General features: G+C 33.9%; 20 protein-coding genes and 1 tRNA gene. 11 read left to right on the top strand and 10 right to left on the bottom strand.

All coding sequences use genetic code 11. The features are described from left to right. Nucleotides 1-2: 2 nt before the first annotated feature. Nucleotides 3-1,274: a serine--tRNA ligase gene (serS, locus tag C0512_RS02130; protein WP_290858511.1), complete on the bottom strand. Its 1,272-nt coding sequence runs from the start codon at nucleotides 1,272-1,274 to the stop codon at nucleotides 3-5. A gap of 168 nt (nucleotides 1,275-1,442) precedes the next feature. On the opposite strand from serS, the gene C0512_RS02125 reads away from it, so the two are divergent. The 3 genes from C0512_RS02125 to C0512_RS02115 all read left to right on the top strand — a co-directional run bounded on the left by C0512_RS02125 (nucleotide 1,443) and on the right by C0512_RS02115 (nucleotide 4,959). Next, on the top strand, nucleotides 1,443-3,395 hold the full coding sequence (locus tag C0512_RS02125) for a M1 family aminopeptidase (RefSeq protein ID WP_290858509.1): 1,953 nt from the start codon (nucleotides 1,443-1,445) through the stop codon (nucleotides 3,393-3,395). Nucleotides 3,396-3,474: 79 nt separating this feature from the next. Then, nucleotides 3,475-4,797, top strand: a complete 1,323-nt coding sequence (gene rseP, locus C0512_RS02120; protein WP_290858508.1) for an RIP metalloprotease RseP — start codon at nucleotides 3,475-3,477, stop codon at nucleotides 4,795-4,797. 88 nt (nucleotides 4,798-4,885) lie between these two features. Beyond that, nucleotides 4,886-4,959 (top strand) — tRNA-Asn (locus tag C0512_RS02115). 228 nt (nucleotides 4,960-5,187) lie between these two features. Here the strand turns inward: C0512_RS02115 and C0512_RS02110 are convergent. The 3 genes from C0512_RS02110 to gdhA all read right to left on the bottom strand — a co-directional run bounded on the left by C0512_RS02110 (nucleotide 5,188) and on the right by gdhA (nucleotide 9,467). Next, on the bottom strand, nucleotides 5,188-5,499 hold the full coding sequence (locus tag C0512_RS02110; RefSeq protein WP_290858506.1) for a hypothetical protein: 312 nt from the start codon (nucleotides 5,497-5,499) through the stop codon (nucleotides 5,188-5,190). 213 nt (nucleotides 5,500-5,712) lie between these two features. After that, nucleotides 5,713-8,007, bottom strand: a complete 2,295-nt coding sequence (locus C0512_RS02105) for a two-component regulator propeller domain-containing protein (protein WP_290858504.1) — start codon at nucleotides 8,005-8,007, stop codon at nucleotides 5,713-5,715. Nucleotides 8,008-8,123: 116 nt separating this feature from the next. Beyond that, nucleotides 8,124-9,467 (bottom strand): NADP-specific glutamate dehydrogenase, encoded by a 1,344-nt coding sequence (gene gdhA / locus C0512_RS02100; protein WP_290858503.1) that lies wholly within the window; start codon nucleotides 9,465-9,467, stop codon nucleotides 8,124-8,126. A gap of 264 nt (nucleotides 9,468-9,731) precedes the next feature. On the opposite strand from gdhA, the gene C0512_RS02095 reads away from it, so the two are divergent. Further along, a complete protein-coding gene (locus C0512_RS02095) occupies nucleotides 9,732-10,520 on the top strand; it encodes a glutamate dehydrogenase (protein WP_290858501.1) in 789 nt (262 codons plus the stop codon). A gap of 58 nt (nucleotides 10,521-10,578) precedes the next feature. Here C0512_RS02095 and C0512_RS02090 read toward each other — a convergent pair whose 3' ends face one another. Then, nucleotides 10,579-11,724 carry a cystathionine gamma-synthase gene (locus C0512_RS02090; protein ID WP_290858499.1) on the bottom strand — a complete coding sequence of 382 codons (1,146 nt, stop codon included), beginning with the start codon at nucleotides 11,722-11,724 and terminating at the stop codon, nucleotides 10,579-10,581. A 134-nt stretch (nucleotides 11,725-11,858) separates the two neighbouring features. Between C0512_RS02090 and rbfA the strand changes: the two genes are divergently transcribed. Continuing rightward, a complete protein-coding gene (gene rbfA, locus C0512_RS02085) occupies nucleotides 11,859-12,251 on the top strand; it encodes a 30S ribosome-binding factor RbfA (protein ID WP_290858498.1) in 393 nt (130 codons plus the stop codon). Between the two features lies 1 nt (nucleotide 12,252). Beyond that, nucleotides 12,253-13,452: an FtsX-like permease family protein gene (locus C0512_RS02080; protein WP_290858496.1), complete on the top strand. Its 1,200-nt coding sequence runs from the start codon at nucleotides 12,253-12,255 to the stop codon at nucleotides 13,450-13,452. Here the strand turns inward: C0512_RS02080 and dusB are convergent. Continuing rightward, the gene (gene dusB, locus C0512_RS02075; protein WP_290858495.1) at nucleotides 13,444-14,445 is read right to left on the bottom strand and encodes a tRNA dihydrouridine synthase DusB; all 1,002 of its coding nucleotides are present in this window, start codon (nucleotides 14,443-14,445) and stop codon (nucleotides 13,444-13,446) included. The two genes, C0512_RS02080 and dusB, sit on opposite strands and share 9 nt — an antisense overlap. Before the next feature lie 147 nt (nucleotides 14,446-14,592). Between dusB and lepA the strand changes: the two genes are divergently transcribed. From lepA to thiL, 4 genes are all read left to right on the top strand, one after another. Next, the gene (gene lepA / locus C0512_RS02070) at nucleotides 14,593-16,389 is read left to right on the top strand and encodes a translation elongation factor 4 (RefSeq protein ID WP_290858493.1); all 1,797 of its coding nucleotides are present in this window, start codon (nucleotides 14,593-14,595) and stop codon (nucleotides 16,387-16,389) included. A gap of 352 nt (nucleotides 16,390-16,741) precedes the next feature. Further along, nucleotides 16,742-17,713 carry a 3-oxoacyl-ACP synthase III family protein gene (locus C0512_RS02065; protein ID WP_290858492.1) on the top strand — a complete coding sequence of 324 codons (972 nt, stop codon included), beginning with the start codon at nucleotides 16,742-16,744 and terminating at the stop codon, nucleotides 17,711-17,713. 33 nt (nucleotides 17,714-17,746) lie between these two features. Beyond that, nucleotides 17,747-18,568, top strand: coding sequence for an SDR family oxidoreductase (locus C0512_RS02060; RefSeq protein ID WP_290858491.1), 822 nt, complete (start codon nucleotides 17,747-17,749; stop codon nucleotides 18,566-18,568). Nucleotides 18,569-18,702: 134 nt separating this feature from the next. After that, complete coding sequence (gene thiL, locus C0512_RS02055; protein WP_290858490.1) at nucleotides 18,703-19,749, top strand: thiamine-phosphate kinase; 1,047 nt, start codon at nucleotides 18,703-18,705, stop codon at nucleotides 19,747-19,749. Nucleotides 19,750-20,343: 594 nt separating this feature from the next. Here the strand turns inward: thiL and C0512_RS02050 are convergent. The 4 genes from C0512_RS02050 to C0512_RS02035 form a co-directional block, all read right to left on the bottom strand. After that, nucleotides 20,344-21,009 carry a response regulator gene (locus C0512_RS02050; protein ID WP_290858489.1) on the bottom strand — a complete coding sequence of 222 codons (666 nt, stop codon included), beginning with the start codon at nucleotides 21,007-21,009 and terminating at the stop codon, nucleotides 20,344-20,346. Between the two features lie 2 nt (nucleotides 21,010-21,011). Beyond that, complete coding sequence (locus tag C0512_RS02045; protein ID WP_290858488.1) at nucleotides 21,012-23,054, bottom strand: sensor histidine kinase; 2,043 nt, start codon at nucleotides 23,052-23,054, stop codon at nucleotides 21,012-21,014. Nucleotides 23,055-23,144: 90 nt separating this feature from the next. Beyond that, a complete protein-coding gene (locus C0512_RS02040; RefSeq protein WP_290858486.1) occupies nucleotides 23,145-23,549 on the bottom strand; it encodes a hypothetical protein in 405 nt (134 codons plus the stop codon). A gap of 230 nt (nucleotides 23,550-23,779) precedes the next feature. Continuing rightward, nucleotides 23,780-24,892 (bottom strand): LytTR family transcriptional regulator DNA-binding domain-containing protein, encoded by a 1,113-nt coding sequence (locus C0512_RS02035; RefSeq protein WP_290858485.1) that lies wholly within the window; start codon nucleotides 24,890-24,892, stop codon nucleotides 23,780-23,782. Nucleotides 24,893-25,300: 408 nt separating this feature from the next. On the opposite strand from C0512_RS02035, the gene C0512_RS02030 reads away from it, so the two are divergent. Further along, a complete protein-coding gene (locus C0512_RS02030; protein ID WP_290858484.1) occupies nucleotides 25,301-25,828 on the top strand; it encodes a DUF3575 domain-containing protein in 528 nt (175 codons plus the stop codon). Nucleotides 25,829-25,835: the final 7 nt, after the last annotated feature.

Here is a 25,835-nt window from a genome sequence, read left to right as displayed (position 1 = left end):
TTTTAGTTGATGATGTCAAATCCGGTGTAGGGACGCAACACTTCCGGAATAACAATTCCTTCCGGTGTTTGATAATTTTCAAGAATTCCGGCCAATACTCTAGGCAAAGCCAAAGAACTTCCATTCAAGGTATGGGCTAATTGGTTTTTACCCTCTTTATCTTTAAAACGCAATTTCAAACGATTGGCTTGGAATGTCTCAAAATTAGAAACAGAACTGATTTCCAACCAACGGTCCTGAGCGGTTGAAAAAACCTCAAAATCATACGTTAGAGCAGAGGTAAAACCCATATCTCCTCCACACAAACGCAAAATTCGATACGGTAATTTCAATTCCTGTAATAAAGTTTTCACGTGTTCTACCATGCCATCTAAGGCTTCATATGATTTATCCGGATGTTCGATGCGGACAATTTCTACTTTATCAAATTGATGTAAACGATTTAAACCACGAACATGAGCTCCATAAGAACCTGCTTCTCTTCTAAAACAAGGCGTGTAACCGGTACATTTAATTGGTAACTCATTTTCATTTAAAATCACATCCCTAAATAGATTTGTTACCGGAACCTCAGCGGTTGGAATCAAATATAAATTATCGGTTGCGTCGTGATACATTTGCCCTTCTTTGTCGGGTAATTGCCCAGTTCCGAAACCGGAAGCTTCGTTCACTAAATGAGGCACTTGGTATTCCAAATAACCGGCTTCTGTGTTTTTATCTAAAAAATAGGTAATTAATGCCCGTTGCAGTTTTGCCCCTTTTCCTTTGTAAACCGGAAAACCGGCACCGGTGATTTTTACTCCTAATTCAAAATCGATAATGTCATATTTTTTTACCAATTCCCAATGTGGTAATGCCCCTTCGTGTAAAGTTGGAATAGTACCTTCCTGATGAACCGTTAAGTTATCTTCGGGAGTTTTACCTTCCAGAACAATATCGGCAGGAGTATTTGGTATCTTATATAATTCTTCTGCAAGTAACGCAGTATAACCCTCTAGTTTTTCTGATAATTCTTTGCTTTTTTCTTTCAGCTGTACTGTTTTTTGCTTCACAATTTCGGCTTTTGCCTTTTCGCCTGATTTCATCATTTCACCAATTTCTTTCGAAAGCAAATTGGACTCAGCCAAGATATTATCTAATTCTACTTGTGTAGTTCTTCTTTTTTCGTCTAAATCTAAGACCGTATTAACCATACTTTGGGCATCTAAATTTCTTTTAGCCAAAGCTTTGATTACTTTTTCTTTATTCTCTCGAATGACTGTAAGTTGTAACATAATATGCGTTTTTTGCGAGCACAAATGTACGGAAATGTTTTGTAACGGTAAATGCTGATTTTAAAATTGATAAACACTAAAACAAGGTTTAAAAAAATGCTAAAAAAATCACCAAAAAGTTATAAATCAATAAATTTTTCTACATTTGACCTACAATTTCCAAACAAAATGAAAAAATACCTACTAATTACCCTTTTAATATGCATTAATCCTTTATTCGCTCAAGACTTTTTAAAGGAAGTAAATGAAATTGCCGAAGCGGAATTAAAATCTTCCTCACAACTAGTTAATTTTCAGGCAAATCCTAATACTGCAAACTATGATGTTACGTATCAAAAATTAGAATTCACCATTGACCCGGCTGTTTATTTTATTAGTGGCAATGTGACTACCGAATTTTTGGCTTTAGAAAACATGAACACAATTACATTCGATTTAAGCAGCATAACCTCTACTTCAAATCCATATTACAACAATAGAATTACGGTAGGTTCTGTGATGATGAATAATCAGTCTTTGAGTTTTAATCACAATATATTCACCAAGGAATTGATTATTACTTTTCCAACTACATTAAGTGCTGGAACATCCCATAGTGTTTCCGTAAGTTATGCCGGAGCACCGGATGATTCCGAAAATGGATTTACTAAAAGTTCACACAGTGGAACGCCTATTATTTGGACACTTTCGGAGCCTTTTGGAGCAAGGGATTGGTGGCCATGTAAACAGGATTTAAATGACAAAATTGATAGTTTAGATGTTTTTATTACAGCTCCTTCAGAATACGTAAGCGTTACGAATGGTCTTGAAATGGGAATTGTTGACAATGGAAATGGCACAAAAACAACCCATTTTCAACACAATTATCCCATTCCGGCTTATCTAGTTGCACTTGCCATCACAAATTACAGTGTATTTACACAACAAGCCGGAACAGCTCCAAACCAATTTCCAATAGTAAATTATTTATATCCTGAAAACCTAACCTCTTCTCAAAATAGTGTTGCCGTAACAATTCCGATTATGAATTTGTTTGAAGAATTGTTTGAAACCTATCCTTTTGCAAATGAAAAATATGGTCATGCCCAATTTGGTTGGGGTGGAGGAATGGAACATACTACTGTTTCTTTCATGGGCGGATTTAGCAGAGGATTAATTGCTCATGAATTGGCACACCAATGGTTTGGAGACAAAGTTACTTGTGGCACTTGGAAAGACATTTGGTTAAACGAGGGTTTTGCCACTTATCTTGCTGCTTTAGTAATTGAAAACTTTGATGGGGCAACTGCTTTTATTTCAGAAAAAGGCAGTATGATTAACAATATTACTTCACAATCCAGCGGAGCGGTTTACTTGAGCGATTCAGAAGCTACAAATGTAAATCGAATTTTCAGTAGCCGATTGAGTTATAATAAAGGAGCGATGGTAATACACATGTTACGTTGGAAATTGGGTGATGCTATTTTCTTTCAAGCGTTAAAAAATTATTTAGCTGACCCTACTTTGGCTTACGGATATGCAATTACCGAGGATTTACAATATCATTTAGAGAATGCGTCAGGAATTAATTTGACTGAATTTTTTAACGATTGGGTTTACAATCAGGGTTATCCATCATATACCTTAACCGTTGCAAACAACGCAGTAAATCAAGCCTTAATTACGGTAAATCAAACACAATCCAACTCAAGTGTTAGTTTCTTTGAAATGCCAATTCAGGTACGACTGAATGGTGCCGGGGGACAAACAGTTGACGTCGTTTTAAATCACACTTCAAACGGACAACAATTCATAGTTAATGTGCCGTTCGCAGTTACCAGTGCAACTTTTGATCCAAACAAACATATAATTTCTAAAAACAATTCAACTACATTGGGAATTACAACAGTAGATTGGTCAAATGTTATTCAATTACTCCCTAACCCGACTTCAAATTATTTAACCATTGAGGTTCCGGAAACCATGCAGATTGAAAACATTACCGTTTTCAACAATTTAGGACAAGTAGTTTCTTCATCCAACGAAAAAGTACTTATGGTTTCAACCCTTTCCGATGGCGTTTATTATGTAAATTTAACCACCTCGGAAGGAACTTTTTATAAAAAATTTATAAAAAATTAATCCCAATCGTTTAAATCTTACTGATTTGTAAAGGGAAAACCTTACTTTTGTAATCGCTTTTGAATTTTAAAACACATCAATGGAAATACTCATTCAAATAGCACAATTAATTTTGTGCTTATCTTTTTTAGTGATACTACACGAATTAGGTCACTTTTTACCCGCTAAATATTTTAAAACTCGTATTGAAAAATTCTATTTATTTTTCAACCCTTGGTTTTCTTTAGTAAAAAAGAAAATTGGTGAAACTGAATACGGAATTGGGTGGCTTCCGATGGGTGGTTATGTAAAAATAGCCGGTATGATTGATGAGAGTATGGACAAAGAACAACTCAAACAAGAGCCACAACCATGGGAATACAGAAGTAAACCGGCCTGGCAACGATTAATCATCATCATGGGCGGTGTAATTGTTAACTTTTTTCTGGCATGGATAATTTATATCTTTTTATTTCTAAATCACGGAGACAATTTTGTAGACAATTCTAAAATAACCCACGGTATCGCTGTTGATTCTGTCGGAAAACTATTGGGTCTTAGAAATGGTGATAAAATACTAAAAGTGGACGGGAAACCACAAGCTAAATTTGATCAATTACCTTTAGAAATACTTTTCGGCGACAACATTACTGTTGAAAGAGAAGGAGCAGAAGTTACTTTTGATTTATCTGATGAAGGAAAACGTGATGTTATCAAAAGAGCCGGAAAGAACTTCTTGTCTGCTCGTGAAGAAATCATCATTGACTCAATTGTACCTGGTCGACCGGCAGATATAGCCGGATTAAAGAAAGGAGATAAAATTGTTGGCTTAGATGGAATTCATATCAATTTTTTTGATGAATTTGCCACGGTGATTCAATTACACAAAAACGATAGTGTTGACTTAGATGTAATACGAAATAAACAACCTCTTGTGATTAGAGCCCGAGTGACTGAAGACTCTAAACTTGGTTTTTTAAATCATTTTCATACACTGGAAGATGCTTTTGTAACAAAAGAGCTATCCTTTTCTGAATCTATTCCGGCTGGATTTAATAAAACCATTTCTACATTAACAGGTCAAATTAAACAATTTAAAATCATTTTTAATTCAAAAACAGAAGCCTACAAACAAGTTAGTGGTCCGTTACGAATGTTTAAAATTTTTAAACCGGAATGGGATTGGACATTCTTCTGGTCATTCACCGCAATGTTTTCTGTTTGGCTAGCCTTTTTAAATGTGCTGCCTATTCCGGGATTAGATGGTGGTCATGCCGTTTTTATCCTGATCGAAATGGTTACACGCAAAAAACCAACAGAAAAAACCCTAGAAGTTGCTCAAACTATTGGAGTGGTTATTCTATTGACATTGATGGCTTTAGTATTTGGTAATGACATCTGGCATTTGATAACCGGAAAATAAAGATATAAAATGCATATTTTTTGCGATTTTTATTTGGATAAAACAATTTTCGCTTTATATTTGCACTCGCAAAAAAGGTTATATACCTTCCTCCTTAGCTCAGTTGGTTAGAGCATCTGACTGTTAATCAGAGGGTCCTTGGTTCGAGCCCAAGAGGGGGAGCAAAAAGCTTGACAGAAATGTCAGGCTTTTTTTGTTTAAATTTTCCCGCCATGCACTTTATTTACTTTCTACACTCCCAAAAACTAAACCGATTTTATATTGGCTAAACTACAAATCTAGAGGTAAGATTAGATTTCCGTCTCAAGGTCAAACAAGCCAAATTATTTACTCTTTTTCTAAAAAGTAACGTATGCAATTCGGTAAATTTCATAAGCAAAATCAGAAGAGTTAACGCTCCTTCCAAACCCTTCGCTTTTTATCTCCCGGCATAACCGTAAAAAGAGGGGCATCGGCACGCACCACAAACTTGAGGTTCGGTATATAAGCAGAGAACTTGTTCAGTTGTACCGCCATTTGTTTGTCCTGAACAGTCACCAAAATAAGTTCCCATCCCAACATTTTTTCCAAATCAGCAACATGGGGCACAATAGCTAACATGTCAAACAAAAGCTTTATCTTCTGCTCATTCAAACCACCAATAGCCTCATCAAGTGCACTAAGTTGCTCAAGGTAGTTGGAGTTAACAACAATTTTTGCCATAGCGTAGTAAAAAACAAGTACAGTAAAAATACAAAATTTCATTTTACAGAGGTACACAACCTCCTACTTCCTATATAGCATCAGCATGGTTACGCCTAGTCATCCTTATAGATAAAGCATCAATGGTGACAGATTACCGCTATTATCCTGTAATAGAAACAAAAGCAAATAAGGCAATACACACACAAATGAGCTACAACAGATCATAAGTATCTACCGTATAATCATCACCTTTTTAACGGTGGAGTCTAAAGCATCTTCCGAAGAAATAAAAATCATGTAGACTCCCGAAGCTACTTTATATTTTCCAAAAGCTCGTGTATCCCATTCAATTGTTCCGCCTTCGGAAATTTCTTCATGCACTAGATTTCCTTCAATGTCGGTAATTTTAATATTAGCTTTACTGGTTAAGCCGGAAATTTTGACAGTCCCTTCAAACCCAGGACGTACCGGATTTGGATAAACAAAAACATCTTCCAAGGAATCGCTCGGCTTAGTTGAAGTTCCTTTAAAAGAAACCATTCCTTTTGCGGTAGCGATGAAAACCTCTCCTGTTTTTCCATTAATTTCAACATCATTAATCACATTACTCGGAATTGGAGAATTGGTCGTCGTAAAATGATAAAGCGTTTCCTGTCCATTTGAAGAAAATAGAAAAACTCCTGAATCGGCTGTACCAACCCATTTATTATTTGCACCGTCTACAGCAATATCCGTAATAAACTGTCCAAATAACAGCTCTTGTGCTAATCCTTCATCATTGATAATAATGGAACTCGTAGTCAATTCTTCTTGATTAATAAAACGATCTACAGAAGATAAAATACGAAGTCCTTTTCGGGTACCAATCCAGAGTTGATTTCGGTTATCTACTGCCACTGCTTGAACAGCCGATGACGGCAAGTTCCCTTCATTTTGTCCCTCTGTAATTTTTAATAATTTATTATTGTAATTCTCATTGAACGCTAATAATCCTTCGTCTAAGGTGGCCAACCATTTTGTGTTGTTTTTATCAATAACCATTCTGTTATTACTTGTAAATCCGCTAATTACATTACTTACTGAAAAAGATTGCCATTGACCGTTTGTTTTTAAAACCTTAAACATATTGGCTATTAACCCGTTTGAAACCCACAAATTTCCGGTTTTATCGAATGCGGTTTGTTCGACACGAATATCCGGGCCATAAGTTGGATTTCCTGGATCAACCAATGATTCTAATCCACTATTTGTGGTATTAAATAAGGTAGTAGCTACATCATTTTCCAATTTTAATAAACCTGAAAAATAAGAACTGGCATAAATTTCATTTTCATTTGTAGGATTAACGGTTATTCTAACAATTGATTTAGCATTTAATAATTCCTCGAAGGGAATATTTAACCAACTATTTTCTTTGTATTTACTAATACCATATGAATCTAACGGATAAGGATTGTTAAATTGAGAATAATCTCCATAGGTTGCCCAAAGTGTATCTGCGGGAGAAACAGTTATTGAAAAAATATTGTTTTTAGAAGGTCCTTGGGGTAACAAAAACTCAAACATACTTGGGCTATCCAAAGAAGTTTCTACCACTCCATTGTTTAAAGTACCAATATAAATAGTTGATCCAATAATGGTGGCACAACTGAAATTAGAATTTAAGTCAGGAATAGAACTATTTTGTATCAAAAGAGTTTGAGCAAATGATTCATTAAGCACAAAAACCTTAGAAGCGGTTGTTATGATAAGATTAGCCTCTCTATTCCTAATATCTAAACCAACCTGTCCTAAATTTAAAACTTCAGAAGGTATATTACCGTTAAATCGATAAACTCTATTATTATTATTTATAGCAACCAGTTGATTATTAAAAGTGACAATTTTTTTCCAATAATCAGGATTAAAAACTTCCCATGCGTTGAAATCAATTAAATTAGGATTAGATAAATCCGCTTTTTTCAAACCATGATACAATGTGACCGCATAAATCTGATTATCTAGCACAGTTGTTTCTAAAATTTCTGTTTGACCTCCTGTCGGACTAATATAGAAAGTATCTCCAAAAGTCATATTAGAAAGTTTAAATTCTACCAATCCAAAATCACAAGAAATATAAAGTTTTTCAGCATGCTCATAAATATGGTTGATTTTTTTCTTGTTAGCCGGAATTCCACCTGTTTGATCACGAATACCAACTAAAAGTTGAATTGCCCCTGTCTCTTCATTAATCATAATTAATAAACCATTATCATGACCAATAAATGTTCTATTGTATTGACTACTATGATAAATAGTTGAAATAGTTTGACCGGAAAGTCCGTCAACTGTATTTAGTGTTTTTAGTTCATCGTTTATTATGTCTTTCGAAAAAATTGCCGTTTCACAAGCAGCAAACAATCGTGTAGAAGATTCGGAAAGATCTATAATTTCATTGTACGAAAAATAGCCTTTCCATAATTGATTTTGAGAAAATCCGAAAGTTGGTAAAAACAGTAATCCTATGATAGTAAAAAATTTCTTCATCCGCATTTATAAATTGACACACAAATATAGCTAAAACGAAATTATACTTCTTTTAATATAAAGGAATAAAAAAAGCTGCCTTTTCAGACAGCTTTTAATAATATTAGAGAAAGATATTAAACAACTCCTTGTGCAAGCATTGCATCAGCAACTTTTACAAATCCGGCGATGTTTGCTCCTTTTACGTAATCAACATAACCTTGACCATCTGAACCATATTTAACACAAGATTCATGAATATTAGCCATAATTGCTTTTAATCTTTGATCTACTTCTTCTGAAGTCCAGCTTAAACGCAATGAATTTTGAGACATTTCTAATCCTGAAGTTGCCACTCCACCCGCATTTGATGCTTTACCGGGAGCAAATAAGATTTTTGCCTTTGTAAATTCTTCAATAGCCTCCGGTGTCGATGGCATGTTTGCTCCTTCAGAAACACAAATACAACCATTAGAAATTAATGCTTTTGCTTCTGTCTGGTTCAATTCATTTTGTGTTGCACATGGAAGTGCAATATCACATTTAACTTCCCAAGGACGTTTTCCTTCTACAAATTTTGCGTTAGGATATTTTTTCAAATACTCACTGATTCTACCTCTTTGAACATTCTTAATATCCATAACATGTGCCAATTTTTCTGCATCAATACCCTCTGCATCATAGATATATCCTGAAGAATCTGAAAGTGTTACTACTTTTCCTCCTAATTCTGTTGCTTTTTCAGCAGCATATTGAGCAACATTTCCTGAACCGGAAACAGTTACTGTTTTTCCTTTGAAACTTTCACCTCTAGTATTTAGCATACTTTGGGCAAAATATACATTTCCGTAACCCGTTGCTTCCGGACGAATTAATGAACCTCCGAAAGAAATACCTTTTCCGGTTAATACCCCGGTAAACTCATTACGTAATCTTTTGTATTGTCCAAACATATAACCTACTTCTCTTCCACCAACACCAATATCGCCGGCAGGAACGTCTGTATCTGCACCAATATGTTTTGAAAGCTCCGTCATGAAACTTTGACAAAAACGCATAATTTCTATATCAGATTTTCCTTTTGGATCAAAATCAGAACCTCCTTTTCCTCCGCCCATTGGCAAGGTAGTTAAACTGTTTTTAAACGTTTGTTCAAAGGCCAAAAATTTCAAAATACTCAAATTTACAGAAGGATGGAAACGAATTCCTCCTTTATAAGGTCCAATAGCTGAATTCATTTGAATTCTGTATCCTCTATTCACTTGAGTTTTTCCGGCATCATCAATCCATGTAACTCGGAACATAATGATTCTTTCCGATTCAACCATACGCTCTAGTAGCATTTGGTTTTGATATTTTTTATTTTTTTCAATAAAAGGAATAACAGTCTCTGCAACTTCCTTTACAGCCTGTAAAAATTCTGGCTCATTTGGATTTTTTTTAGCTACTGCTTCAACAAAAGAGTGAATACTTTCTGTCATGATTATTAGTTTAGTAACGTTTAAGAAAACGTTTTCGTTTGATGCAACAAATATACATTTTATTAAAATATTGGTGTAATTTTTTTTATATTCTCAGTAGATTTATTTTTTTATTAAGAATTCATGATAAAACATACAGTTATTGACATGATTTATAACAATTATTAGATATTTCAATATATATACAAGTATTTTTTCATTTTATTTTATAAGTGAATTATGTTTTTATATATTTGTCGAGAATTGATTATAAACTAGATGCAAATGCCCAAATATCTTATATTTTCCTTACTGCTATTTTTTGGAGTCAAAAATACTGTCATGGCTCAATTTGGTTTTTCACATGAAGTTGGAGTTATTGTTGGGCCTGTTGCTTTTCAATCGGACTATGGAGTACGAGGTGATGGCGAAACAAATGCAGGGAATACCGGATTTGGTATTGGATTAATTCACTACATGAACTTCTCCTATCGAGCGGATTGTAATTGTTATGCCACACCAACTTATTTTAATGACCACTTTAAATTGCGAAGTGAACTATCCTACAATAAAACCAATTTAGAACACTTTGGAAAATGGGTTGCCCCAGGTAAAACTTCATTTGCAGCAGATCAATTAAGAGCAATGAGAGGAAGTACTGCAGTAACAAATATCGGTATGCAGTTGGAATATTTTCCATTTAGCATTAGAGAGTTTTCTGCAACTCCAGGTAAATTAGGTCCATTTGTTAGTTTAGGAGGGCAATTTAGTTACTACAATCCTGAAGCTTATTCAACTATGGGCCCTGGATTAGGAGAATTGCTTGAAGTAACTCCAACGAAATATATTGATGGTGTAACAAATGATGGTGGAACAGTGTGGTCTGTTGTTGGAAGTGTTGGAACACGATACAAACTAACCATTCTTTCAGATTTAATGATTGATTTAAGATGGCAATATTATTTTTCAAATTGGGTGGATGGTTTAAATCCAAATCCTGATGTATATAAAGAAAATAAAGCGAATGATTGGTTGGTTTGGTTAAATTTTGGATATATTTATTATTTAGATTAGTACAAATTAACTAAAAAAAGAAACCCCGTAAAGTGATACTTTACGGGGTTTCTTTTTTTTATCTAAAGGCTTGTTCAATATCAGCAAGTAAGTCATCAATATCTTCAACACCAACGCTTAATCGCACTAAGTCATCTGTTATTCCAACTTCTAATCTTTTCTCTGCGGGAATAGAAGCGTGTGTCATCAATGCCGGGTGATTGGCTAATGATTCTACTCCACCAAGAGATTCTGCCAAAGTAAACACTTTTAGTTTTTCTAAAAAGGCAATTGAATCTGATTTTTTAGCTGATTTAAAGGTAAACGAAACCATCCCTCCAAAACCGCCTATCATTTGTTTTTTTGCAATTTCGTGAAAAGGATGATCAGGTAAACCCGGATAAAATACTTTTTCAACTTCAGGATGATTGCTTAAAAATTCAGTTACCTTCATGCCATTTTCACAATGTCTTTGAACTCTAAGATGAAGCGTTTTTATTCCTCTCAAGACCATATAACTATCTTGAGGACCTAAAGTTCCACCTGTTGCAAATTGAGCAAAATGTAATTTTTCGCCTAATTCGACATTTCTTACAATTAAAGCCCCGGCAATTACATCAGAATGTCCTCCTAAATATTTAGTTGCGGAATGCATCACAATATCTGCCCCTAAATCCAATGGTTTTTGAAGATAAGGAGTTGCAAAAGTATTGTCTACAGCAAATAAGATTTTTTTATCATTGGTAATTTTAGCAATAGCTGCAATATCTGCTAATTTCATCAAAGGATTTGTAGGTGTTTCTACCCAAACCAATTTTGTATTGGCATTAATCAATGACTGAAATTTTTCCAAATCATTCATGTCTACAAAATGAAATTTAATACCAAAATCGGCATAAATCCTTGTAAACATTCGATAAGTACCTCCATATAAATCATCCATTGCAATAACTTCATCACCTGGCTTCAAAAGTTTTAATACGGAGTCTGTCGCAGCTAGTCCGGAAGAAAAAGCTAAACCACGAACTCCGTTTTCAATACTCGCCAAAGCATCTTCTAATGCTTGCCGCGTTGGATTGGCCGCTCTGCTATATTCATAATGATTAGTTGGTACACCCGGACTTTTTTGAGCAAAAGTCGACGTATTATAAACCGGCGGCATCACTGCACCCGTACTTGGGTCGTGGTGTTGACCTCCATGAATTACTTTTGTATTGAATTTCATATTATTATTTATTTGTGCAAAGATAAGAAGTTGAATTTAGGCAGTAAAGCGTAAGTTCATAAAGATTCTATAAATAATTTCATCCGCTTTTCTAAGATAACTGTTTTCAAAATTAAAATCTGTATTTTTGCATTATGGAAACAAATAGACAAAAGAAAATAGGTAGTGTTTTACAAAATGATTTAGTAGACATTTTGCAAGGTGAAGTTCGTAAAAACGGAATATCCAATTTGATTATCTCCGTTTCAAAAGTGTCTGTAACTACCGATTTATCAGTAGCTAAAGTATATTTGAGTGTTTTCCCAACAGAAAAAGGAGCAGAAATTTTAGCGGCAATCAAATCAAATACACCCTTAATCAAACATGATTTGTCGCAACGCGTAAAACTTCAATTACGTAAAGTACCTAATTTAACCTTTTTCATTGATGATTCATTGGATTATATTGAAAAAATAGACAAAGCATTAATTGGCGATGAAAATCCAATTGAAAATCCTGAACTTTTAGATAAAAGAAAAAAATCGTAAGGTGAAATTTCCGCTTTACATAGCCAAACGGTATTTATTTAGCGGTAGTAAAAATACGGCAATCAACATCATTACTTTTATTGCCTCCGCCGGAATCATTGTGGGTACGATGGCACTCTTTGTAGTTTTATCTGTATTTAGTGGGCTTAGAGATTTTAGTCTGTCATTTGCTAATGATTTTGACCCGGATTTAAAAGCAGTTGCAAAAATCGGAAAAACTATTCTTATCACTTCTGAACAGGAAAATGAAATTTCACAACTCGAAGGTGTTGCAAACTTTAGTAAAATTATTGAAGAAAGAGCCCTCTTTACCTTTAATGGAAAAGATCAATTAGCCAATATCAAAGGGGTTGATCAAAATTTCCCTTTAGTTAATCAAGTAGAAAAAACCATTTTTCAAGGACAATGGATAGAAGAAAACACTGAGCAAGTTGTGGTTGGGCACGGTATTAGTCAAAAACTTTCCATGGGATTATTTGATTTGGTCAATGTTTTTGAAACATTTGTTCCAAAACCGGGAAAAGGTACTATTGACTCCCCTGAGGGAGCTTTTAATCGATCCGTTTTAGTTCCTGTTGGATTCTACTTTATTAATGAAGAACTTAATCAAAAATATGTTTTTGCCAATTTAAATATTGTACAGGAATTATTGGATTATAAATCCAATCAAATTTCGGGTTTTGAATTGAAATTAGAACCAAAAGCAGATGAATCAGAAATAGTTGAATCGTTAGAAAAAATTTTTCAAAATAATATCATCATCAAAAACAGAGCTCAATTAAATGAGTCGCTTTACAAAATGCTAAATACCGAAAATCTGGTTTTGTACCTCATTTTTTCTTTGGTCATTGCTGTTACACTTTTCACCTTAATTGGAGCATTAATCATGATAATCATTGAAAAGAAATCAAACCTAAAGACAATGTATAGTTTAGGGTCAGACTTAAGTGATTTGAGAAAAATTTTTCTTTACCAAGGCTTTTTAATTTGTTTGATTGGAGGAATAATTGGTTTGTTTTTAGGAATAGTATTGACACTCCTCCAACAAAAATTTGGTTTTATAATGATAAATACCAGCATGGCTTATCCAGTCCGCTTTTCAATATTCAATATTGTGATTGTGATTAGTACAATTGCCTTACTAGGCTTTTTAGCTTCTTGGATAGCCAGCAGTCGAGTAAATAAAGCCCTTTTAGAATAAATTGGTGGTTTGATAGTTTTCATAAACCGCGGCAATTTCTTCAAACACATCCATTAAAGCCATTGCCCCATCTGTAGTAACTAAGCGTTGTTTATATTCTTTAAAACCGTGAATCCCTTTGAAGTAATTGGTATAGTGGCGACGCATTTCAAAAATTCCAACACGTTCTCCTTTCCATTCCATTGACCAAATTAAGTGATTTCTAGCAGCTTCAATGCGGTCTTTCATCGTGGGCTCCGGCAAATGTTCACCGGTTTTAAAATAATGTTTGATTTCGTTAAAAATCCATGGATAACCAATGGCAGCACGACCAATCATCATTCCGTCCAAACCATATTTATTTTTGTATTCCAATGCTTTTTCGGGTGAATCGATATCACCATTACCAAAAATAGGCATCGTAATTCTCGGGTTGTTTTTTACTCGGGCAATATGCGACCAATCGGAATGACCTTTATACATCTGAGCTCTCGTCCGGGCATGGACCGTCAAAGCTTGCACACCAATATCTTGAAGTCGTTCGGCTACTTCATCAATGTTGATGGAATTCTCATCCCAACCCAAACGCGTTTTTACTGTTACCGGAAGATTGGTACTACGAATAACCGCTTTCGTTAACCTTACCATTAAATCTACATCTTTTAAAACCCCAGCTCCGGCACCTTTACAAACTACTTTTTTCACGGGACAACCAAAATTGATATCCACCAAATCAGGCCGCACTGTTTCCACGATTTTGGCACTCATAGCCATCGCTTCTTCATCACCACCAAAAATTTGAATACCTACAGGACGTTCATAATCAAAAATATCCAATTTCATTCTGCTTTTCATCGCATCGCGAATCAATCCTTCGGAAGATATAAATTCTGAGTACATCAAATCTGCTCCGTGCAATTTGCACAAGCGACGAAACGGCGGATCACTCACATCTTCCATTGGAGCAAGAAGCAAGGGGAAGTCGGGCAAGATGATGTTTCCGATTTTTGGCATTGGAATTAAATTTTGGGCAAAGATAGTTAAACCTGACAGGTTTACAAAAACCCTACCTGTTTTGCAGGTTTGAAATCCAAAACTTTGCTTTATATTTGCGGATTAAATGCACTCAGCATTCGCATTAGAAATTGATAGATTACGAAGATGAAGAACATACGAAATTTTTGCATTATTGCTCACATTGACCACGGAAAGAGTACGTTGGCTGACCGTTTATTAGGGGCTACACAAACCGTTACGGCACGTGAGGAAAAGGCTCAGTTGCTGGATAATATGGATTTAGAGCGTGAACGCGGAATTACTATTAAGAGTCACGCAATTCAAATGGAATATGTTTACAAAGGCGAAAAATATATTCTGAATTTAATTGATACACCGGGACACGTTGATTTTTCCTATGAAGTTTCACGGTCTATTGCAGCTTGTGAAGGAGCTTTATTGATTGTTGATGCAGCACAAAGTATTCAAGCTCAAACCATTTCAAATTTATATTTAGCCTTAGAAAATGACTTAGAAATCATTCCTGTCTTGAACAAAGTGGATTTACCAAGTGCCAATCCGGAGGAAGTGAGCGACGATATTATTGATTTATTAGGTTGCAAATTAGAAGATATTATTCATGCTTCGGGCAAAACCGGTTTTGGGGTAGAAAATATTTTGGCAGCAATTATTGAAAAAATTCCCGCTCCAAAAGGCATTAAAGACGAACCCTTACAAGCATTAATTTTCGACTCCCATTATAATCCGTTTCGAGGTATTGAAGTAATCTTTCGTGTGAAAAATGGTGAAATCCGAAAAGGTCAGAAAATTAAATTCATGGCCACCGGAAATGAATATTTTGCTGATGAAGTGGGTACCTTAAAGCTGAATCAAGTGCCAAAAGACGTGATTTCAACCGGAGATGTTGGCTATTTAATATCAGGAATAAAAGAAGCGAAAGAAGTAAAAGTAGGTGATACATTGACCGATGCTAAAAATCCTACGACAAATATGATTCAAGGTTTCGAGGATGTAAAACCAATGGTTTTTGCCGGAATTTATCCCGTTGACACCGAAGATTATGAAGATTTGCGGGCTTCAATGGAAAAATTGCAACTAAACGATGCATCGTTAGTTTTTGTTCCTGAAAGTTCTGCCGCTTTAGGTTTTGGTTTTCGTTGTGGATTCTTAGGAATGTTGCATTTAGAAATCATTCAAGAACGCTTGGAACGTGAGTATGACATGACTGTGATAACAACGGTTCCCAACGTTTCCTATCATGCATTCACTAAGAAAGAACCTGACACAATTTTGATTGTAAACAATCCGTCCGATTTGCCTGAACCATCAAAATTAGACCGCGTTGAAGAACCGTATATTAAGGCAACAATTATTACCAAATCAGAATTTGTTGGTAATGTAATGAGTTTATGTATAGAAAAAAGGGGCGTAATAACTAATCAAACTTATTTAACCACCGAACGTGTTGAATTAAATTTTGATATGCCGTTGGCCGAAATTGTATTCGACTTTTATGACCGATTGAAAACGGTTTCCAAAGGATATGCTTCGTTTGACTATTCGCCAATTGGCATGAGAACATCTAAATTAGTAAAATTAGATGTTTTATTAAATGCTAATTCTGTTGATGCTTTATCCGCTTTGATTCACGAGGATAATGCGTATAACATTGGTAAAAAAATGTGTGAAAAATTGCGTGAACTCATCCCGAGACAACAGTTTGACATTCCGATTCAGGCGGCTATTGGTGCAAAAATCATTGCCCGTGAAACAATAAAAGCGTTACGAAAAGACGTTACCGCCAAATGTTACGGTGGTGATATTTCCCGTAAAAGAAAACTATTGGAAAAACAGAAAAAAGGTAAAAAGAGAATGCGTCAAGTTGGTAATGTAGAAATTCCTCAAGAAGCGTTTATGGCGGTGTTAAAGTTGAATGATTAGGAAAGGTGCTGAGTGGCAGAGCTACTGAGTATCTGAGAAAATAATAATGTGAACCCAACGACGAGAGTTGTTGGGTTTTTTTATGGCAATGATTGAATCTTTTATAATACTATTTAGCCTTCCATTTGAATTTTTTTCAAATCGGAGGAGTTTTGATAACGTATTTTCATCTTTAAATTATGATTTGTGCTTTTTTTATATGCTTATTTTGACAATTTCATAAAAATAAACACTTAAAGTTCCTAAATCAAATGTGGTGTTTTAAAAACACTAATTTTACCTTATTAGATTGTGATTTTATTCATTACTATATGAATTTGAAAAGAATTTGAAAGTTTCAAAACAAACAAATATGAGAAATGTTTTTATTAAAGGAACCGGTTCCTATGCCCCTGAAAATATAGTTAAAAATGATTTTTTTGAAAGCATTGGTTCTTCTGACGAATGGATTTATAGTCATTTAGGAATAAAAGAAAGGAGAATTTCTACGGGTGAAACCACGAGCGATTTAGCCTATAAAGCCGGATTAAAAGCTATAGAAAACGCTGGGTTAACGGCTAATGAAATTGATTTAATTTTAGTTGCCACTACAACTCCTGACCGCCAAGCCCCTTCGTGTGCAAGTATGGTTCAAGAAAAACTACAGGCTTTTAATGCTGTTGCTTTTGACGTAGCAGCCGTTTGTTCCGGGGCTTTATTTACAACGGCTGTTGGTGTTCAGTTCATTAAAACAGGCATGTATAATACCGTTTTAGTTATTGGAGCTGATACTTTTTCTAACATTATAGATTGGGAAAGAAGAGATGCTGTATTTTTTGGTGATGGTGCCGGAGCGATGGTGCTTTCAAATACTGAGGAAGACAAAGGATTTATCGATTTCATATTACACACAGATGGTCGTGGAAAAGAACATTTTACAATCCCTGCCGGAGGTTCAGAAAAGCCAACCAGTCATGAAACTATTGACAATCGCTTACATTATTTTCAAATGAATGGAAAAGAAGTTTATAAAACTGCTGTAAAGGTTGTGCCTGAATGTATCAATGAAATTTTGATAAAAAACAATGTTTCAATTGATAACATTGCTTTTTTAATTCCACATCAACCTAGTATTGGAATCTTAAAAGAAATTGCTCAAAAAGTGAATTTGCCCTTTGAAAAAGTTAAAACAAACATGGATCGTTATGCAAATACCTCAGGTGGAACGATTCCAATCGTATTAGATGAAACGCATCGAAAAGGCGAATTTAAAGAAGGTGATTTACTTTTATTTGCAGCTGTTGGTGCAGGTTGGACGTGGGGAACTGCCTTATATAAATGGTAAAAAACATAGTAATAACATTAAAATTGAAATAAAATGTTTACAGGGAAAACTTTTTTAATAACAGGAATAGCCGATAAAAATTCGTTAGCCATGTTTGTGGCAAAAAAGATAATAGAAAATGGAGGTTCTGTTGTTTGCACCGGATTAGGCGTAAGTCCTTTTCATAAAAACTTATCTGAAAAGGCGGCTGCTTTTTTAAATAAAAATTATCAGGATTTTAAAGATGCCGTTCAAGAAGAATTAGGAGATGCTTTTACAGCTATTGTAGATGTTACTTTAGATGAAAGCATAGAACATTTCGCTAAAACTTTACAGGGAAAAAATATTCAATTAAATGGTTTTTTACATGCTATTGCCATGGATAAAACTATTCGTCTCAAAGAAGTGAAACCTCTGTTAGAAGTTACAAAAGAAGAGTTTTGCGACACGATGGAAGTTTCTGCCTATTCTTTAATTCGGCTAAGTCATTATTTATTTAAATACAATATTTTACAACCGGACTCCTCTATCTGCTCTTTGAGTTATATTGCTGCAGCAAAAGTGACGTTTCATCCGTATAGAAATATTAGCATTGCTAAAGCTGCTTTAGAAAGAATAACCATAGAATTAGCAGATGAACTTGGTAGAAAAAATGGAACGCGGGTCAATGCTATTCGATTTTCTCCTTATATGGGAAGCAAAGCCGGAAATGCAACGCTTAATCCGGAAGACTTCGAAACGGCAGACAGAATAAGTCCATTAGGAAATGCCTTGCCGGATGATTTAGCAAACGAAGTGATTCATTTATTTCGTCCAAAAGGAAGAATTACAGGAGAAATAAGACACGTGGACGGTGGCTATAATATTATGGGGTAATCTTAATTTTATTTTGGTTTTCATTTTTTAGAAATTTTATTATACTGAAAAGGTAGAACTTCAGAACCTGTAGGCCTTTGCCTCTCTTCCATAAAATCTTAGTACCTTTGCAATTAAATTCAGCAACTTTACTAATGATAGAAGATAAAAATCCGCAACGCACATCCATTGCTCAATTGGGCGAATTTGGTTTAATTGACCATTTAACCAAAAATTTTGATGTTAAAAATCCTTCTACTTTAAAAGGAATTGGCGACGATGCGGCTGTGTTGGATTTCAAAGATAAAAAAGTGGCGGTTTCCACTGATTTATTAATTGAAGGGGTGCATTTTGATCTGGCCTATATGCCATTAAAACATTTAGGCTATAAAGCAGTAGTGGCTAATGTTTCAGACATTTGTGCGATGAATGCTAAGCCAACTCAAATTACAGTTTCGATTGCCGTTTCCAGTAGATTTCCCCTAGAAGCTTTAGAAGAATTGTTCGATGGAATTACGATAGCTTCTCAAATTTATAATGTGGATGTTGTGGGTGGTGACACTACTTCTTCGCAAAAAGGATTAATTATTTCCATTACTGCCATTGGAGAAGCTAAAGAAGAAGAAATTATATATAGAAACGGGGCTAAAGAAAATGATTTAGTTGTCGTTACCGGTGATATTGGTGCTGCCTATATGGGCTTACAAGTTTTGGAACGTGAAAAACAAGTATTTCAGGTCAACCCAAACAATCAACCGGATTTAGAAAATTATACGTATTTAATCGAACGGCAATTGAAACCGGAAGCTCGCACAGATATTCGAGAATTATTAGAAAAATTAGAAGTAAAACCCACTTCAATGATCGATATTTCAGATGGATTGTCATCTGAAGTGATGCATCTTTGCAAACAATCTAAGGTTGGCTGTACAATTTATGAAGAAAAATTACCGTTAGATCCTCAATTAATATCTGTTTGCGAAGAATTCAATATTGATAGTACAACTGTAGCTATTAATGGTGGGGAAGATTATGAATTATTGTTCACTATAGCTTTAGAAGATTTTGATAAAATAAAAGCGAACCCAAACCTTACAGTAATTGGTCACATCAATAAACAATCGGAAGGAATACATTTAGTTACCCGAGCCAATCAAAAAATCGAAATGAAAGCTAGAGGTTGGAATGCCTTGGAAGAATAACTATTTTGATTTAAAAAATAAAAAAAGCGAGACATTGGGGTGTTTCGCTTTTTTTAGTTTTGACTTTTTAAGTAGTTGTCTTTGGTTTGAATAAGATCTTTCGTTGGGGCAAAAGGGTGGTATTTCTTCTTCGGGTTCGACTACTTAGTTACGTTCTTAGGTCAATATTTTATTATGATAATTACTTCGTTATTGATGATGTAAAGATAGTCTGGTGCTTTTCATTTTCAAATACGGTTCTCCGTAGAATGTGTTACGGGTTCACGCTTATTTTGATGTGGTTTCCCGTAATGGAAATTTTACTGATTATTTATTAAAAAAAGGCAATAAAAAAAGCAATAGTTTGGGGCCTATTGCTTTTATGATTTTTTTGAGTGACCGATAAGTAGGTTAAGTCATTGGGGACTTACAAAAGGGTGGTATTTGAATCGGGTTACTCTGTTTTGTTCTTAGGTTGATTTGTAAATTTTAGTATGCTAACTAACTCGATGTAAAAGTATATTGATTTTCAATACTTTAATTACGGTTTCCCACAAAAAAGGATGAGGTTTTACGCCAATTTTACTACGGTAAGTTCCAATAAAAAAGGGGTGATTAAATCAACCCCTTGTTTTTTGCTTCTGTAATAAGCTCTATATCACTACTTCCCTTTACACTAAGAATTTCTTTCAAATTTAATTTTCGCTTTTCTATGGCACTTAATGAAAGTGGGACATAACTGGGAAGATCTTTTGTTTTAACTCCTTTAGATAAATGAAATAATATTTGTTTATCAAATTCATCAACCTGTAGATTTTCATACTGTGATTGACTCACAAACTTTACTACCGTTTGACTGTAATAATTATCATTATTTAAAATTTTATTAAATGCATTCAATAATTCATCAAAGGTCAAATCGTTTTTAATAATTAGTCCATTCGGATTAATTTCTTTAATAATTGAATTGATTTTGATTAACTCGGTGTGCATGGTCAACAAGATGATTTTACAATCAGGCATCACCTTACGAAGCAATTTAGCCAAATCCTCTCCTGACATAATGTTTTTTTCTTCATAGGGAGGCATACTTATATCTAGAAATGCAATATCAAACGGTTGTGATGCCGTTGTAATAATTTCATAAGCTGATTTACAATTATTGGCCTGAGTGGTTGTATAATCAAAGTTATTAGCACTGTAGCTTTTTAAAGCATTTTTGTAGGCCTCAATGATGAAAGGATGATCATCAACAATAATAATTTGGTAATTTTTTGACATGGCTATGTAGTGGGTTGTTGTTCTAATGGTATATCAATGGCAATACTTGTTCCTTTTCCTTTTTTTGATTTTAATTCAAATGTTCCGTGGCACGAAGTTACGCGAGATTCTATATTTTGCAAACCAATTCCTTTACTTTTTTTATCAACATCAAAACCAACACCATCATCAATTATATTGATGTGCAGGTTATCGGCATCTTTAATCAAATTAATAGAAACGTTTTTAGCCGATGCATACTTATTAATATTTTGTAACGACTCTTGAATAATGCGGTAAACATTAATTTTTATATTGTTACCCACTTTGTCCCACTTAATAGCTGAATCAATATTGTACTTTAAATCAGTATCTTCAGATAATGTTTTCTGTTCTTCAAATAAATTGGTTAAGATGGCCACAAAGTTATTAATCAAGGCATATTTCTCCCTGTTCAATTCATGAGAAATCTCTCGAATATCCTGTTCTATATTTTTTAATTCTGAAATATAATGATTTCTTCCGGCAACAGCCTGCTCATCGTCTTTTTTATTTAAACTGTCCAAATTCAACCTTGCCCCAAACAAACGGCCTAGAACTCCATCATGTAACTCCTGACCGATTCGTTGTTTCTCTTTTTGAACAACTTCATCTAATTTTTTTTGTTGACTCAACATCAAAGCATAAATTTCCTCATTTGCACGTTGTTGTGCTTCTCGAAGTTTAAAGCGGGCATTTCTACTTCGTTGATCTCGAATAATGTAAAGCAAGACAACAATAAAAAATGCTAACAAAGCAAAAAGAATAATATTTCGATTTTGAATTGTTAATTGTTCTTTTTGTCGCTTGAATTCATCTGTTTCAAATTCAATTCGGGCAAATTTTTCACTAACCTTTCTTTCTGTTTGTATTAAGGTATCACTTAAACTAACATATTCTTTTGAATAAAAATTGCTTTTTTCAGTTTCAACATTTCCTAATTGCTTTAAAGTTAACAACTGATGTCCTATACTGTTTGAAGATAATGCAAGACTATGTGCTTCATTGGCATATTTTAACGCACTGTCTTTTTGCTTTTTAGCATCATAATATTCAGATATGTGAATTTTGTTAACAATGATTCCGGTTGTAATTTTCAAACTGTCTCTAATCTTCAAAGCTGTATAAAATGAACCAGGTAAATCTGTAAAATCATTCTCTTTTAACTTGGCATGTGCAAGATTATCTAAAACCATAGCGTATAGAGCTGGATCATCTTTATTCAAATTTGGCTCATTGTATGCCGCTCTAAAATTCTGTAATGCAAGTGCAAATTCGTTTTTATTTTTATAAATTAATCCTATATTGTTGAGCGTACTCGCTCTTCTTTGCATAAAGGTTGGAATTTCATTTCGGTCAACGATAAGTAACGCTTTTTTATGAAAGTCAATAGCATTATCATATTCTGTCAGTTCCGTCAAACACATCCCGATTAGACTTAAAGCCTGGTATTCTAAATAACTGTCTTTTCCCAACCGTAAAAACTTCATCGCAATATAAGCCGTATTTTCTGCTCCTCTAAAATCACGATTATTAAATTGGATTTCTGCTTTGTTTAAATACATCTCCCCAATCTTGAGGTTGTCTTTTAATTTTATGTACTCTTTCTCTGCCTGATTGTAATATAAAAAGGCACTGTCACTTTTAGTTATTTTTTTATAATAATCCCCTAAAAAAGCATAAGCTCTTGCTAAATTAATAGTGTCATTTACTTCTATTGATAGGTTTTTAGCTTTTTCGGTTGTATTCTTAAAGTCATCAAATTTATTTAAATTAAAATAACGTATTGAAACTCTTAAGTAATTTTTACGATTATTGGAATCATTTGGAAGGGTCTCAACTATTTTTAGGGCTTTACCATTATTTGAGTAACGTTCATTAAAATTTAAATTCTCGTCAAATGCATTGTCTAAGAATATTGCGAGAGAATCTTGTTTTTTTGAATTATCCGAAAAAGTGTTTTTATTATCGGAACAATGCACCAAAAAAACAAAGACAAAGGCTAAAAGTAACGTTCTTTTTTTCAAGTTGTGTAAATTAAGGCAAGCCAAATATAAATAAAAAAAAAAGACTACTTTAAAAAGTAGTCTTAAATATATTTTATATAGTTTGGAGGTTTAAACTAAATCTCTCTTTTTGGATGGACTTGTAGAATATTCTCCAGTTTCAGAAGTAACTTCTGTTGAATAAGGCAAATCTCTCTTTTTCCATGGACTTGTTGAATATTCTCCGGTTTCAGTAGCCATCACTAAATCTCTCTTTTTGGAAGGACTTGTTGAATACTCTCCAGTCTCAGATGTTGCTTCTGATGCATATGGCAAATCTCTCTTTTTCCATGGACTTGTTGAATATTCTCCAGTTTCAGTATCCATAACTAAATCTCTCTTTTTAGAAGGACTTGTCGAGTATTCTCCAGTTTCCATTAACTGAGGTTCGTTACTTGTTATTGTGCTTTCAGTTAAATCTGTTGAAGAAACAGAAGCAAACATAAACAATCCTAAAAATGCAAATAATGTCTTCATGGTATTTTGTGTTTTAAGTTATTTCGTAAATAAATTTTTGGTGCTATTCTTTAAAAACGGTATGCTATTCTTATTATGTAGAAAGATGACTGCCTAACGTGGGGACACCTTTCATTCACGATGTAAAAGTATAGTGCATCTCTCGTACAGCCAATAAAATCAAGGGGTGAATGGTGAGTGTAATCCGTTTGGGTGTGGATTGGTATTAAATCTTGGTAGAATAGAGTGTTTTAAATGTCTTTAAAATCTGACCCCGCTAATTGGGCAATAATTAGTTCAACATTCTCTTTATAACTCTTTGAAAACGGAAGTTGTGTTTTCGTGTTTTTTATGTAACAAACTGTATTTCCCGTGTGAACTCTTGAAACATAATTTTTGTTGACAATATAGCTGTTGTGAATTCTAAAGAAGTAATTAGGCAGATTTTCTTCAAAATATTTTAATGTTTTGAATGCTATAATGACTTCTCCATTATTCATGGTGATATCCGTAGAATTATTATCAGCCTTCAAAAAAGCAATTTCGTCTAACTCTAAAAAGCGATAATCACCATACGATTTTATGCAAATTAAATTCCGGCTTACTTCTTCTTTTACTTTGGTATTTAAAGAAGAATCTTTTGAAATCGTTTTAATTTCTGAAAGCAATGGCTCTAAATCAACTGTAATATTGTCTTGAGGCAAATGCTCTTCAATCGTTTTTACAAGTTGATTAACAATAAGCTCTGAATTCACCTCTGATTTCTGGCTACTAGCCATTTCCAGAAGTGCCTCTTTAAGTCCTGCTATTTCATTTCTTAAAAGCGAAAATAACTCATCATTTAGTGGTTTATCGGAAATAGTTTCCTCTTTTAGTGAAATTGGTTGGTGTGATATTTCCTTCTCCTTTAAAAACGCTTCTTCCGGTTCACTATTTTTAAACTCTTGAAGTTTACGTGGCTCAGGATTTAAACGAATTACGGGAACATCAATGGTTTTTTCAAATCGCAATAAGGCTTTACGAACATCGCTAATTGCAAATGGTTTAATCAAAAAATCCAACACATCATATTTTACTGCTTCAAATGCTTTGGAAGAATCATGTGAAATGGCAATAATTTTTGGTGTTTTTTTTAAATATCGATGTAATTCATTGATTAACAACAAAGAAAGACTGGAAGAAGTGGAAATTGGATTGATTTCCAGGAAAACAAAATCAGGTTGATATTCTAAGACTAAGTTTAAAGCATCATCATACTGTGTAGCTGAGCCTAAAAGTGTAAAATTCGAAAAACTTTCCATTACGGACTGTATTTTCAAAATACTTTTAGTATCATCGTCGAGAATGATATATGAATACTTCATAAACCTATCAAATCAAATAAAAAACGAAGGAAGCACCAACAACCTTTCGTTCTGTTTTTTGTTATATTATGCTGATTTGTAGGTTATTTGCGTAAAAACAAGGGGCAGTTTTACACTTTAACAATTTTACTTATAATTATTGGGAGATATTTGTCCGAATCAATATAATTATTAACAAACATAAGTTAAAAAATAAGCTTTTAAAAGCAATTTTTAATCGTTTCGATAACACGCAAAAATTTCCGATTAAAAACTAGTATCACACTTTTTTCAGAAAATAAAAGGGATTTAAAAAAAGAGTTCTTTTGTAGAATGGAATTAAATCAAAAAATAAAGAATTTTCACAAAATTTTACACAAAACATGGTATAGTATTTGTTACTTTCGTAAAAAAATAAATCAACAAATCATGAGAAAAATACTTTTTTTACTTGTTTGCCTGACCGGCTTTTCGTCTTTTGCACAAGAAAATGAAATTCCGGAATTCAAAAGAAATGAACTCAAAGGAAATGCCTTGTTCTTAGTTTTAGGTAGTTTTGAAGCCACTTATGAGCGATTATTAAATGAAGAATCAGGTATTGGAATTAGTGTAAATGTTCCTTTCACCAATGATCAAGATGTCGTTTTTTCTATTACTCCTTATTATCGTTTCTATTTTGGTAAAAAACCGGCAACCGGATTTTTTCTGGAAGGTTTTGGTATGTTAAATCAAGTGGATGACTATGTTTATGATTATAATGGTTATTACCAAGATACTAACAAAACTATCACTGATTTTGCTTTTGGTATCGGCGTGGGTGGAAAATGGGTTTCTAAAAGAGGCGTTCTTGTTGAAATTAATGCCGGCGTAGGCCGAAACTTATTCAGTGAATACAATGACACTCGCGATTATGAATTTATTGGAAGAGGTGGTATAACTGTTGGATATAGATTCTAATAAATTA

This window comes from Flavobacterium sp., assembly GCF_013822155.1.
GTDB lineage: Bacteria > Bacteroidota > Bacteroidia > Flavobacteriales > Flavobacteriaceae > Flavobacterium.
The sequence above is the reverse complement of the archived record's forward strand: the minus strand, read 5'-3'. Positions and strand labels throughout refer to the sequence as shown.